Source organism: Pseudoalteromonas sp. NZS127 (genome assembly GCF_015864805.1).
Classification (GTDB): domain Bacteria; phylum Pseudomonadota; class Gammaproteobacteria; order Enterobacterales; family Alteromonadaceae; genus Pseudoalteromonas; species Pseudoalteromonas nigrifaciens.
Genome location: NZ_JADYWN010000004.1, coordinates 146380 through 158397, shown reverse-complemented (window position 1 = coordinate 158397; position 12018 = coordinate 146380). Strand labels below are relative to the sequence as shown.

General features: G+C 39.8%; 11 protein-coding genes and 5 tRNA genes. 4 read left to right on the top strand and 12 right to left on the bottom strand.

Annotation, left to right across the window (positions count from 1 at the left end):
- Positions 1 to 132: 132 nt before the first annotated feature.
- From clpP to I6E78_RS05645, 7 genes are all read right to left on the bottom strand, one after another.
- Positions 133 to 750: an ATP-dependent Clp endopeptidase proteolytic subunit ClpP gene (clpP, locus tag I6E78_RS05675; RefSeq protein ID WP_011328720.1), complete on the bottom strand. Its 618-nt coding sequence runs from the start codon at positions 748 to 750 to the stop codon at positions 133 to 135.
- Between the two features lie 164 nt (positions 751 to 914).
- Entirely contained in the window at positions 915 to 2219 is a 1305-nt protein-coding gene (gene tig / locus I6E78_RS05670; RefSeq protein ID WP_011328721.1) for a trigger factor, read from the bottom strand.
- Positions 2220 to 2674: 455 nt separating this feature from the next.
- Positions 2675 to 2751 (bottom strand) — tRNA-Pro (locus I6E78_RS05665).
- 64 nt (positions 2752 to 2815) lie between these two features.
- Positions 2816 to 2892, bottom strand: a tRNA-Pro gene (locus I6E78_RS05660).
- Between the two features lie 15 nt (positions 2893 to 2907).
- Positions 2908 to 2983 (bottom strand) — tRNA-His (locus I6E78_RS05655).
- Positions 2984 to 3006: 23 nt separating this feature from the next.
- Positions 3007 to 3083 (bottom strand) — tRNA-Arg (locus I6E78_RS05650).
- Between the two features lie 116 nt (positions 3084 to 3199).
- Positions 3200 to 3276: transfer RNA gene (locus I6E78_RS05645), tRNA-Pro, on the bottom strand.
- Positions 3277 to 3621: 345 nt separating this feature from the next.
- On the opposite strand from I6E78_RS05645, the gene folD reads away from it, so the two are divergent.
- Positions 3622 to 4476, top strand: coding sequence for a bifunctional methylenetetrahydrofolate dehydrogenase/methenyltetrahydrofolate cyclohydrolase FolD (gene folD, locus I6E78_RS05640; RefSeq protein ID WP_011328722.1), 855 nt, complete (start codon positions 3622 to 3624; stop codon positions 4474 to 4476).
- An 88-nt stretch (positions 4477 to 4564) separates the two neighbouring features.
- Here folD and cysS read toward each other — a convergent pair whose 3' ends face one another.
- Positions 4565 to 5944 (bottom strand): cysteine--tRNA ligase, encoded by a 1380-nt coding sequence (gene cysS / locus I6E78_RS05635; RefSeq protein ID WP_086993300.1) that lies wholly within the window; start codon positions 5942 to 5944, stop codon positions 4565 to 4567.
- A 155-nt stretch (positions 5945 to 6099) separates the two neighbouring features.
- On the opposite strand from cysS, the gene I6E78_RS05630 reads away from it, so the two are divergent.
- Positions 6100 to 6591: a peptidylprolyl isomerase gene (locus I6E78_RS05630; protein ID WP_011328724.1), complete on the top strand. Its 492-nt coding sequence runs from the start codon at positions 6100 to 6102 to the stop codon at positions 6589 to 6591.
- Positions 6592 to 6703: 112 nt separating this feature from the next.
- On the top strand, positions 6704 to 7444 hold the full coding sequence (locus tag I6E78_RS05625; RefSeq protein ID WP_197182138.1) for a UDP-2,3-diacylglucosamine diphosphatase: 741 nt from the start codon (positions 6704 to 6706) through the stop codon (positions 7442 to 7444).
- An 18-nt stretch (positions 7445 to 7462) separates the two neighbouring features.
- Here the strand turns inward: I6E78_RS05625 and miaE are convergent, their stop codons facing one another.
- Complete coding sequence (miaE, locus tag I6E78_RS05620; protein WP_011328726.1) at positions 7463 to 8230, bottom strand: tRNA isopentenyl-2-thiomethyl-A-37 hydroxylase MiaE; 768 nt, start codon at positions 8228 to 8230, stop codon at positions 7463 to 7465.
- A 223-nt stretch (positions 8231 to 8453) separates the two neighbouring features.
- On the opposite strand from miaE, the gene I6E78_RS05615 reads away from it, so the two are divergent.
- Positions 8454 to 9053: a Yip1 family protein gene (locus I6E78_RS05615; protein WP_011328727.1), complete on the top strand. Its 600-nt coding sequence runs from the start codon at positions 8454 to 8456 to the stop codon at positions 9051 to 9053.
- Between the two features lie 93 nt (positions 9054 to 9146).
- Here the strand turns inward: I6E78_RS05615 and purF are convergent, their stop codons facing one another.
- The 3 genes from purF to I6E78_RS05600 all read right to left on the bottom strand — a co-directional run bounded on the left by purF (position 9147) and on the right by I6E78_RS05600 (position 12011).
- Entirely contained in the window at positions 9147 to 10673 is a 1527-nt protein-coding gene (purF, locus tag I6E78_RS05610; protein WP_089368566.1) for an amidophosphoribosyltransferase, read from the bottom strand.
- Between the two features lie 18 nt (positions 10674 to 10691).
- Positions 10692 to 11186 carry a CvpA family protein gene (locus tag I6E78_RS05605; protein WP_058373811.1) on the bottom strand — a complete coding sequence of 165 codons (495 nt, stop codon included), beginning with the start codon at positions 11184 to 11186 and terminating at the stop codon, positions 10692 to 10694.
- Between the two features lie 195 nt (positions 11187 to 11381).
- Positions 11382 to 12011, bottom strand: a complete 630-nt coding sequence (locus I6E78_RS05600) for an SPOR domain-containing protein (RefSeq protein WP_197182137.1) — start codon at positions 12009 to 12011, stop codon at positions 11382 to 11384.
- Between the last annotated feature and the right edge of the window lie 7 nt (positions 12012 to 12018).

The window sequence follows — 12018 nt, the reverse complement described above, 5'->3', positions numbered from 1 at the left end:
TCAGCTACCTCATTTTATACGTTGGCCACCAAATTGGTCGATGGCTATTTCAATACGTTTTAACTATACCAAAATTTAATTTTTTCGCATAGTAACTCAAAGTGGCAAACAGCCTAGCTGTTTGCCAAACGCTTACTTGCTAGCGCGATTTTTAAATACTGAGTCTACAATGCCGTAATCTACAGCTTGATCAGCACTCATAAAGTTATCACGATCAGTGTCTTTAGAAATCACGTCTAATGGTTGGCCTGTATGCTCAGCCATTAAGCGGTTTAGCTTGTCTTTAATAGACAGGATTTCTTTGGCATGTATTTCAAAGTCAGATGCTTGACCTTGGAAACCACCTAATGGTTGGTGGATCATTACGCGTGAGTTCGGTAGGCAAAAACGTTTGCCCTTTGCCCCAGCGGTAAGTAAAAAAGCACCCATGCTAGCAGCTTGACCTACACAAATTGTACTTACATCTGGTTTAATGAAGTTCATTGTGTCGTAAATTGCCATACCCGCAGTAACCGAACCACCTGGTGAGTTTATATATAAAAAGATATCTTTATCTGGGTTTTCTGATTCTAAGAACAACATTTGCGCTAAAATCAGGTTTGCCATGTTGTCTTCAACAGGACCCGTTAAAAAGATAATACGCTCTTTTAATAATCTCGAATAAATGTCATACGAGCGCTCGCCTTTAGGTGTTTGTTCAACAACCATAGGGACCAATGCGTTTAGGGGATCTGTAATACCAATATTCATACTTATTTAATTCCTTATGCGCTTATACTTGTCCTTATTAAAGAAAAGCATAGTTATCATTTTTCGCAAATTAAGAACCACAAACTAAAATGGCCCGAGCACACTGCATAAACAGAGTAACACGAGCCATTTAATCGTTAGCGAGCACTTAAGTCAATGACTTATTAAGCACCTTGCTGTGGATTCATGATGTCGTCAAATGCTGTTTCAACGTCAGTCACAGTTGCTTTAGCTAAGATAGCCTCAACAGCTTGCTCTTCCATTGCTACATTACGCATTTGCTGCATAAGTTGATCATTCGCTTTGTAGTATTCTACTACTTCAGTTGGATCCTCGTATGCAGAAGCTACCGTTGCGATTAATGCTTCAACTTTAGCGTCGTCAACTTTAATCTCGTTAGCTTTAATCACTTCACCTAATAAAAGGCCAGTTTTAACACGTGTTACTGCTTGCTCATGGAACAATTCAGCAGGAAGCTCAGGCATGTTTTGCGCATCACCACCAAAACGTTGAGCAGCTTGCTGACGTAATGCGTCAACTTCTTGATCAACTAGTGCTTTAGGCACTTCAATTTCGTTGTTCGCTAAAAGACCTTTAATAGCTTGATCTTTAACGTTAGCTTTAACCGCTTGGTCTAGCTCACGTGTCATGTTCTTTTTAACTTCAACTTTAAGCGCGTCAACACCACCTTCGGTAACACCGAATTTAGTTGCAAATTCTTCGCTTAATTCAGGTAACTCTTGCGCTTCAACTTTTTTCACTGTGATAGTGAATTGAGCCGCTTTACCTTTTAAGTTTTCAGCATGGTAATCATCAGGGAAAGTTACGTCAGCAATTGCTTCTTCGCCTGCTTTTTTACCTACGATATTATCTTCAAAACCTGGGATCATACGACCTTGGCCAAGTTCTAATGGGAAGTCTTCAGCTTTGCCGCCTTCAAATACTTCACCGTCGATAGTACCTACAAAATCAACCGTTACACGGTCGTTTTCGCCAGCAGCTGTATCAACTTCAGCCCAGTCTGCGTGTTGCTTACGAAGTGTTTCTAGCATGTTAGCTAAATCTTCGTCAGTTACTGTTACGGCTGGTTTTTCAACTGTAATTTTGTCTAAACCTTGAACTTCAACTTCAGGGTAAACTTCAAACGTAGCCGAAAACTCTAAATCTTTACCAGCTTCAAGTGCTTTTGGAGCAAATGTTGGTGCGCCAGCTGGGTTAATTTTTTCTGAAACAATTGCTTCATAGAAATTACGTTGCATTACTTCGCCAGCAACTTCTTGACGAACTGCTGGTCCAAAACGCTTGTTAATTACTGATGCTGGAACTTTACCAGCACGGAAGCCATCAATACGCTGCGTTTTTGACAGTTGTTGTAAGCGTTTTTTTACTTCATTCTCAACGTTCTCTGCAGGAACGGTGATGGTCAGACGGCGCTCAAGGCCTTGGGTCGTCTCAACAGAAACTTGCATGATTTACCTCAATCTTCAATTTTGGCGACTGTTCGCCTTCTTTACACACAAAGTCATCTTTAGGAGTCTTGATAAAATTTAAACCTTTGTGGCTTAAAAACATTCGTCGCTACCACCAGATACCATTGCTGCTCTGCCCTGCGGGCACTATATTAAAATAATAGACGCGGCATTATAACGTAATATTGATGATAGTCGAGTGTAGGAAACAATTTTTTGAAGCACAATTGTGTTATTAGTAATCAAGCGAATAAAAAACAGGCTAATTTAGCAGCTAATCAAAAGTATAAAGTTATAGTTTATAAGTTCTAAAATAGTTTATTAGTGAGTTTTTATTATTTATTTTCGAATATTAACAATCTCTGCTTTAACAAAGTGCTCGATAATACTGATTTTGAAGTGAGTAGTGCGTGTAATATCAAAACCATTTTCATTTATTATTGTTAAAAAGAAAATGGTCGGCGATGCAGGATTTGAACCTGCGACCCCTTGGACCCAAACCAAGTGCGCTACCAAACTGCGCTAATCGCCGATATATTTTTTATACTTAACTTTTGAATACTTAAACTTTGTATTTAAGACCATTTATAAGAAAATGGTCGGCGATGCAGGATTTGAACCTGCGACCCCTTGGACCCAAACCAAGTGCGCTACCAAACTGCGCTAATCGCCGATACTCTTTGTAAATTGGGGTGACTGATGGGGCTCGAACCCACGACAACCGGAATCACAATCCGGGGCTCTACCAACTGAGCTACAATCACCACGGTATTTACTTGTTTTCAAATGGTGCACCCAGAAGGATTCGAACCTTCGACCCACGCCTTAGAAGGGCGTTGCTCTATCCAGCTGAGCTATGGGCGCATCGAAAACTTCATAGTTTACCAATAAGCTAATTACGTAAGTACAATGGCTTTGTGCAAATGTACTATTGCATTAATACCCAAATAATATCCACTTAGCTTAATTACTTAAGAAAGTGGTCGGCGATGCAGGATTTGAACCTGCGACCCCTTGGACCCAAACCAAGTGCGCTACCAAACTGCGCTAATCGCCGATGCTTATAATTGTTAGCGAGTGACCTCGTTGACAACGGGGTGCATAATAGTGATTTGGCTGGGTTAGGTCAAACGTTTTTTTAAGAAAACAATTCAATTGCTCACTTTTAGTTCATAATAGCCAGAATAACCTAATAGCCGGCTGAAATTTAGACTATTTTGTATAATCAAATACGCTATTAGCTAAAAGCAACTTGGCGCTTTAGTGCTTTTCTGCGAAAATAGTAAACATATTAAAAATGGATTTAATAAAGTAAGTATTTCTTTATTACATTACCCCTATTTTTTGTATATCCATTTTAAGTATCTGTATCAAGTTAATTAACCCTAATTAAAGGTCACCCATGACGGCAAACATCATTGATGGTAAAGCAATAGCAAAACAAGTACGTAGCGCAGTTGCACAACGCGTTTCAGAGCGAGTAGCACAAAACCTTCGTGCGCCCGGTCTTGCAGTAGTGCTTGTAGGACTCGACCCTGCGAGTCAGGTTTATGTTGGCTCAAAACGTAAAGCCTGTGAAGAAGTTGGTTTTATCTCTAAATCTTTTGATTTACCAGCAAATACCACTGAGCAAACACTATTAGAGTTAATTGATGAATTAAACAACGATCAAGAAATAGACGGTATTTTAGTACAACTCCCTTTACCTGAAGGTCTTGATGTAGAAAAGATTCTTGAACGTATTACCCCGCATAAAGATGTAGATGGTTTTCATCCTTACAATATAGGCCGACTAGCCCAACGTATGCCAGCCCTTCGTCCTTGTACACCAAAAGGTATTATTACCTTACTTGACTCAACGGGTGTGCGTTATAAAGGATTGCATGCTGTGGTTGTAGGTGCATCCAATATTGTAGGGCGTCCTATGGCACTAGAGCTATTGTTAGCTGGTTGCACTACCACTGTTTGTCATAAGTTTACACAAGACTTAGAAACCCATGTTCGTCGGGCCGATTTATTAGTGGTTGCAGTTGGTAAACCTGAATTTATTCCTGGTGACTGGGTTAAAGAAGGTGCGATTGTTATTGATGTAGGTATTAACCGCTTAGATAGCGGTAAGTTAGTGGGTGATGTTGAATATAGTGTTGCTGAGCAAAAAGCTGACTTTATTACCCCTGTACCTGGTGGTGTAGGCCCTATGACAGTGGCAAGCTTGATTGAAAACACCCTCGAAGCGTGTGAAAAATATCATAGCTAAACGCTAACAGAATCAAAAAAGGGTTGCCAAGTGGCAACCCTTTTTAATGCAACTAATAAAGTTAGTTATTATTTTTGAAATAAACCAATTACGCTTTACGCCAAGTGGTTTTACCGGCTGAATCTTCTAGTATTACGCCTAACGCACTAAGTGCATCGCGCGCTTCATCAGCAGCAGCCCAGTTTTTACTAGCACGCGCATCGTTACGCTTAACTATTAGCGCTTCAATTTGTGCTACTTCATCATCGTCTTGCCCACCTTGTAAAAAGGCTTCTGGGTCCTGCTGAGCAACACCTAGCACTTCGCTTATGCTACCTAGTATAAATGCTAACTGCCCTGCTTGCTGGCTATCAATATCTTTTACGCGGTTTAGCTCTTTAGCTAGCTCAAACAACACAGGTAATGCTTCTGGTGTATTAAAGTCATCATCCATCGCCTTTCTAAACTTAATAACATACTCGTTGTCATCAAGCTCACACGCTACCGGTTCAACCCCACGAAGTGCTGTATAAATACGCTCAAGTGATGAGCGAGCTTGATCTAAATTTTCTTGCGAATAATTTAGCTGGCTGCGGTAATGGCCCGAGATTAAAAAGTAACGTACTGATTCTGCATCGTACTGTTTTAACACTTCACGCACAGTAAAAAAGTTATCTAACGATTTAGACATTTTTTCTTTATTTACTTGCACCATACCCGTGTGGATCCAAGTATTTACATACTTGCCATTATTTGCACAGCACGATTGTGCAATTTCGTTTTCGTGATGCGGAAACTGTAAGTCAGAACCCCCACCATGAATATCAAAATGCTCACCCAAATGCTTTGAGCTCATAGCAGAACATTCAATATGCCAACCTGGACGCCCTTCGCCCCATGGAGATGACCATGATGGCTCACCCGCTTTGGCTTTTTTCCACAATACAAAATCAAGCGGATCGTCTTTATCTTGAGCAACCTCAACACGCGATCCTGATTGCAGCATGGTTAAATCTTGCTGCGATAATGCGCCGTACTGCTCAAAGGTAGAAACATCAAACAATACATCACCATCGGCAGCAACATAAGCATGGCCTTTGGTGATTAAGCGCTCAACCATTTCAATAATTTCATCCATGTGCGCAGTTACTGTTGGTTCAACATCGGGGCGTAACATGTTTAAACTATCAAAATCTTCATGCATGGCTTTCGTCATGCGCACAGTTAAGTCGTTTATTGACTCGCCATTTTCGTTAGCGCGTTTAATTATTTTGTCATCAACATCGGTAATATTACGCACATATTTTAAATCATAACCAATATGGCGAAGGTAGCGAACAATCACATCGAAGCCAACAAAGGTACGCGCATGCCCAATATGACAGTAATCATAAATGGTGATACCACACACATACATGTCGATTTTGCCTTCGACCATTGGTTTAAATTGCTCTTTTTGTCGCGTTAGTGTGTTGTATATATTAACCATTTACTTTGAGTCCTTGACTATTAACTTGAACAGCTATGTTACCACTTGAAAAGCCCCTGCTCTAGCGCTTTATAACAAAGCAAACATCTACTTTGTTAATCTTAGCTAACTGAGATAAAATAGCGCGACTATTTAAACCAGATACAGGAAACCTCATGGTTGTTCTACACACTAATTTTGGTGACATCACCATTAAAATGTTTGATCAAGAAGCTCCAAACACAGTTAAAAACTTTTTAGAGTATGCAAATGCTGGCTTTTTCAACGGCACTATCTTTCATCGTGTAATCGATGGTTTTATGGTTCAAGGCGGTGGTTTTATCCCTGGTATGGATCAAAAAGAAGTAAATGATCCAATTAAAAATGAAGCTAACAATGGCCTATCAAATAAAGTAGGTACTTTAGCAATGGCACGTACGCCTGATCCTCATTCAGCTACAGCGCAATTTTTCATTAACGTTAACGACAACGATTTTTTAAACCACAGCAGCGAAACGTCGCAAGGCTGGGGTTACTGTGTATTTGCTGAAGTTGTTGAAGGCATGGACATAGTTAATAAAATTAAAGGCGTAGCAACTGGTAGCAACGGCTTTCATCAAGACGTACCACTTGAAGATGTAATTATCGAAAGCGTTACTGTTAACTAATAGCGTTTACTCACATTATGTGAGTATATAAGCGGGTATTAATATAAATTAAGTTTAAATATTTACTTAATTTATATAAGCCCGCTTTTATTTTATCTAAAAAGACTCATCTATGACTCGCAAAACTTATTTTATTGCCGATTTACATCTAAGTGAAAACCGCCCTGATATTAGCGCGGCATTTTTTAGCTTTTTAAATACGCACATACTTAATCAAGATGTAGATGCACTGTACATTTTAGGTGATTTTTTTGAAGTATGGGTTGGCGACGATTACATTACAACGCTGAGCGCTAATGTAGCAAAGCATTTAAAAGCAGTCAGTGATGGCGGTACACCGGTTTATTTTATTCATGGTAATCGCGACTTTATTATGCGCGACAAGTATGCCGCAATGGCAGGCATGACCTTACTTGATGAGCAAACCGTAATAGATTTATACGGTACACCAACGGTTATTTTACATGGCGATGAAATGTGTACTCAAGATATAGAGTACCAAAAGTTTCGTCGTAAAAGCCGCGGATGGTGGTGGCCAAAACTAATGTTGGCTATGCCACTATGGTATCGTAAAAAAATAGCCCGTAATGCACGTGAAAAAAGTAAACTTAGCCAAGCCAATAAACCCCTTGAAATACTCGATGTGATTGATGACGCCGTACTCGCTACTTTTGCTAAGTACCAGGTCACTAATATGATCCACGGTCATACTCATCGCCCTAATGTGCATACTTACACAGTAAACCAAGAAACTTTAACGCGTACGGTTTTAGGTGACTGGTACACCCAAGGCTCATCTTTAGTGGTTACACCACAGGCTCAAAAGTTAATTAGCACTCCTTTTAAGGCGTAAAATGAGTGCTACAAAAGGTTAGTTTTTTAATGCAGGAATACCGCTATGAAATTTAAAGTCGGTATCGGGCGTTGCAATGAGCTCACGTTCTTTTTCTGCAAAAAACTGCACTCGCTCGGTAATATCAAAGTCGGCAATTTCTTGCGCCAGCGTTAAATAATCTTGATAATGTCGCGCTTCTGAGCGCAATAGCGATATATAAAAGTCACCTAAACGTTTATCTACATGCGGAGCAAGCTTAGCAAAACGCTCACACGATCGCGCCTCAATGTAAGCACCCACTATAAGCTTATCGACCAGAGCATCTGGCTCAAAGGTTTTTACATTGCGCAGCATACCTTTAGCATAACGACATGGGGTAATACTTCTATATTCAACACCGTACTCGTCCATAATTTCTAATACTTGATAAAAATGATGCAACTCTTCTTTTATTAGCATCACCATTTTATCGATTAACTCTTGCCCATACGGCGAGTTAGATTTAGGAATAATAGCCTTGGTAAGCTTGTTTTTAGCCGCTAAGTCACGCCAATTGCCTTCACGTTTATAAATTAATGTTTCAAACGGTTTTAGCCACTCAAGCAGAGCGTCGCTACTTTCTTTATCCACCGCATACTTACGAATTAAAAACATCGCTGATTGCGCTGCTTTTAATTCACATATCAAATGGTCGATTAATATAATCGATAAATTTTCTTTTTTTATCGCTTCATCAACCCACTGCTGTGGGGTTTCGCATTTTAAAAAACTTAAAATTGGCGCTAATAATTGTTGCGTAGACACTTTTTGCATATCTCAGTATAACTTTAAACTTAATAACGATTTTACCATGAAACCTTTTTAAAAGATCACCACGGCCTACTTTTACATGGGTATCATTTACAACTTCAAAATGTTAATACAATGTTGCCTTGACTTTGTATTGCAAGTGAACCATAACTGTATAGTGACTGTATAAAAATAAAACAGTAAAAAACTAATAAGTTACTTTTATGGAGTAAACACTATGATACTAAACCACCTATGGGGGCTTTACGCTCACCCACTTGAAGAATGGCAAACAATTGATAATCGCCATGAAAGCCTAACTTATAGCCTCTCGCATATTGTGTTGATAGCGCTGTTTCCCTCGGTTATGGGGTACTATTCATCGGTATATTTAGGATGGAGTATAGGTACAGGAAACCCCGTATTTTTAACCCATGACAGTGCACTACTTATTGCAATTGCAATGTATGTGGCGCTAATTGCGGGTATATTTGCTTTGGCTTATTTAGCCCACTGGATGGGAGTAACCTTTGGTGCTCAGCCCACTTTCACTCAAGCTCTCGAACTAGCAGCTTATACTGCAACCCCGGTGTTTATGTCGGCACTAGCTGCTTTTTTACCACATTTATGGTTTGTGGTGTGCGTAGGCATGGTTGCTTTGGCTTACTCGGTGTACTTACTTTATACCGGTGTGCCAATATTAATGCATATACCAGAAGAACGAGGCTTTATTTACGCAAGCTCTGTAGTAACTTGTGGCTTAATTTTACTGGTTATTATTTTAGCGGTTACCGCTATGCTATGGACTAATGGAATAGTGAGCCCCATGTTTACATAAGCACTGCACCGCGTTGGAGTAAAAGTATTTGTGCTTTTTTGCACAAAAAAAAGGAGCTAATTAGCTCCTTTTTTATTTAAATATTTTTAACGATTAGTCTGATTCGTTTTCATCTTGATTATGAATCTCTAACCCTGCAGACATCGCATTTTCGCGAGTACTTTTTGCAGAGTCATTACGCATTTTATCAATACGATTTAAGTAATCTTGATCAATGTCGCCAGTTATATATTGGCCATCGAATACTGATGTTTCAAATTTAGTGATTTCAGGGTTTTCTTTGCCAACCGCTGCAATCAAATCTTTTAATGACTGAAAAATCAAACCGTCAGAACCAATACTTGCATTAATATCTTCCACTTCACGGCCATGAGCAATCAGCTCGGCTGCAGATGGCATATCAATACCGTACACATTAGGAAAACGTATTTCAGGAGCAGCTGATGCAAAATAAACATTTTTAGCACCCGACTCTCTAGCCATTTCAACTATTTGCGCTGAGGTAGTACCACGCACAATTGAGTCATCAACCAGTAATACGTTTTTACCTTTAAACTCACGATCTATGGCATTTAACTTTTGACGCACCGATTTTTTACGTAACTCTTGGCCTGGCATAATAAATGTGCGGCCAATGTAACGGTTTTTAACAAAACCTTGGCGGTAAGGTAAATCAAGAACACGGGCTATTTCGAGAGCAATATCACACGATGTTTCAGGAATAGGAATAACCACATCAATGTCTTTATCAGCCCACTCACGTGCTATTTTTTCACCCAATTTAGTTCCCATATTTACCCGTGCTGCATAAACAGACATACGGTCAATGGTTGAATCGGGGCGAGCAAAATAAACAAACTCAAAAATACATGGTGAATAAGATACTTTATCTGCACAGCTTAACGAGTGAAATTCACCGTTTTCGGTTACATAAATAGCTTCACCTGGTGCTACATCACGAATAAATTCAAAACCATCTTGTTTTAGTGCAACACTTTCTGAAGCAAACATGTATTCGGTGCCTTTTGCGCTTTCGCGTTTACCAAATACCAATGGACGAATACCGTTAGGGTCACGAAACGCCACCACACCGTGGCCAATAATCATCGCGATAGCAGCATAGCCGCCATTCACTTTGTTATTTACTTCGGTAATAGCGGTAAAAATATCTTCTGCGCCAAGCTGTAGCTTGTTTGATTTACTTAACTCATGCGCAAGAATATTAAGCAATATTTCTGAGTCAGAGGTGGTGTTTACATGGCGTCGTGCTTCTGAAAACAATTGCTCTTTTAACTCTTCTGCATTCGTTAGGTTGCCATTATGTGCTAATGCAATACCAAAAGGAGAGTTTACATAAAATGGCTGCGCTTCTGATGAGCTTGACGAGCCTGCTGTTGGGTAACGAACATGGCCTATGCCAATTGTTCCCTGCAATCGTTTCATATGGCGAGTGTGAAATACATCTCTCACTAAACCATTTGCTTTGCGTAAGCTAAACGTATTGTTGTCAATGGTAATAATACCCGCGGCGTCTTGGCCGCGGTGCTGCAAAACAGTTAAGCCATCATAAATCGCCTGATTAACTGGCGATGTTCCGACTATTCCAACGATACCACACATGTAATTTATCCTCGCCGATTAACGGTTTACTGAATTTAAAAAGCTTGAGTTGTTTTCAAGGTATGAAAAAAACCATTCAACAACAAAGCCAAATTCCGGAATCAAAATAGAGTTGCCCCACCAATGCGTACTAGGCGCACCTGTAAAAGCATCAAGAAAGAAGAGTAACGCGCTCACGACCAACACGCCTCGAAGAGCACCAAACACTATGCCAAAAACACGGTCGGTGCCTGATAAACCAGTACGCTGTACTAATTCACCTAAAATGTAGTTTAGTAAACCGCCCAACAATAGCGTCACAAAGAATAATATGGCTATGGCCGCTGCATTTCTTAAAAGGGGTTCAGAAATGGTAGTTAGGAAGGAAGCTAAATATTGATAGAACAAGCTAGAGATGATAAAAGCGCCAGCCCATACAGCTAATGACATAGCTTCTTTAACAAAGCCGCGTATTAAACCGATGACGGTAGATAGTGCAATAATGCCAAGAATGGCGTAATCAACCCAGATCATAAGAACCAATTAGTCGCTAATTTGGGGCGCATTCTATACCTAAACATCGTTAATATGCAAGTTTAAGCGGGAGATAACTGGTTGCCCAAAACAGTAAATTTTAACCTTAATTAAAATAGTTTTGACCAACATATGAGAAGTGTAATACGACTAATAAAAACACCTAACCTTGCACACAAGGCTAGGTGCAATACGTTACTTGGTTACTTCAAATTGCGTTATTTTACCATTGAGCTTAGTTAGCTCTTTAAGTGCTGGTAATTGCTTTTGTAACTCATTTTTATTAAGCGATGGGCCAACAAATACTTTAGTTAATGTACCGTTTGGCGTTTTTACTGGCTTAGTAAAGGTTTTGAACCCTTTAGCTTGCAGCTTTGCTTGCAGCGCTTTTACGTTTGCGGCATGAGAAAAACTACCTAATTGAATGACATAAGCCATGCTGGTTAGGTTCTCATTGTTTTGGCGTGACTTGATTGATTGTACCGGCGCAGCTGCTTGTGGTTGAGCTTTAGGTGCTATTACCGCCTCTACCAGTTTAGCTTCTGATGTATAGTCACTTTGAGCAATATTAGCTTGTTGTTCAAAAGCGATATCATCTGCTTGAATGTCTTCTATCTCATCTTGTTGCAACGAGTCTGCCCCGGCTACGTTTTCATCAATTTCTTGCTGCAGATCGATTGTTTTGAACTCAGAGCGTTCTGGAATCGCTTTAAAGCCTTCTTTATAGTGCACTTTTTCACCATCAAGTATGTTAGGTATAAACACAATTGCTGCTATTACCACGATACTTGTTCCGACTAAGCGATTTATAAAACTTGAGTTCACCGATATT

Bases quoted from the DNA above. Each gene is read 5' to 3' on its own strand.
- clpP (WP_011328720.1), bottom strand. From the start codon at position 750: ATGAATATTGGTATTACAGATCCCCTAAACGCATTGGTCCCTATGGTT.
- tig (WP_011328721.1), bottom strand. From the start codon at position 2,219: ATGCAAGTTTCTGTTGAGACGACCCAAGGCCTTGAGCGCCGTCTGACC.
- folD (WP_011328722.1), top strand. From the start codon at position 3,622: ATGACGGCAAACATCATTGATGGTAAAGCAATAGCAAAACAAGTACGT.
- cysS (WP_086993300.1), bottom strand. From the start codon at position 5,944: ATGGTTAATATATACAACACACTAACGCGACAAAAAGAGCAATTTAAA.
- I6E78_RS05630 (WP_011328724.1), top strand. From the start codon at position 6,100: ATGGTTGTTCTACACACTAATTTTGGTGACATCACCATTAAAATGTTT.
- I6E78_RS05625 (WP_197182138.1), top strand. From the start codon at position 6,704: ATGACTCGCAAAACTTATTTTATTGCCGATTTACATCTAAGTGAAAAC.
- I6E78_RS05615 (WP_011328727.1), top strand. From the start codon at position 8,454: ATGATACTAAACCACCTATGGGGGCTTTACGCTCACCCACTTGAAGAA.
- purF (WP_089368566.1), bottom strand. From the start codon at position 10,673: ATGTGTGGTATCGTTGGAATAGTCGGAACATCGCCAGTTAATCAGGCG.
- I6E78_RS05605 (WP_058373811.1), bottom strand. From the start codon at position 11,186: ATGATCTGGGTTGATTACGCCATTCTTGGCATTATTGCACTATCTACC.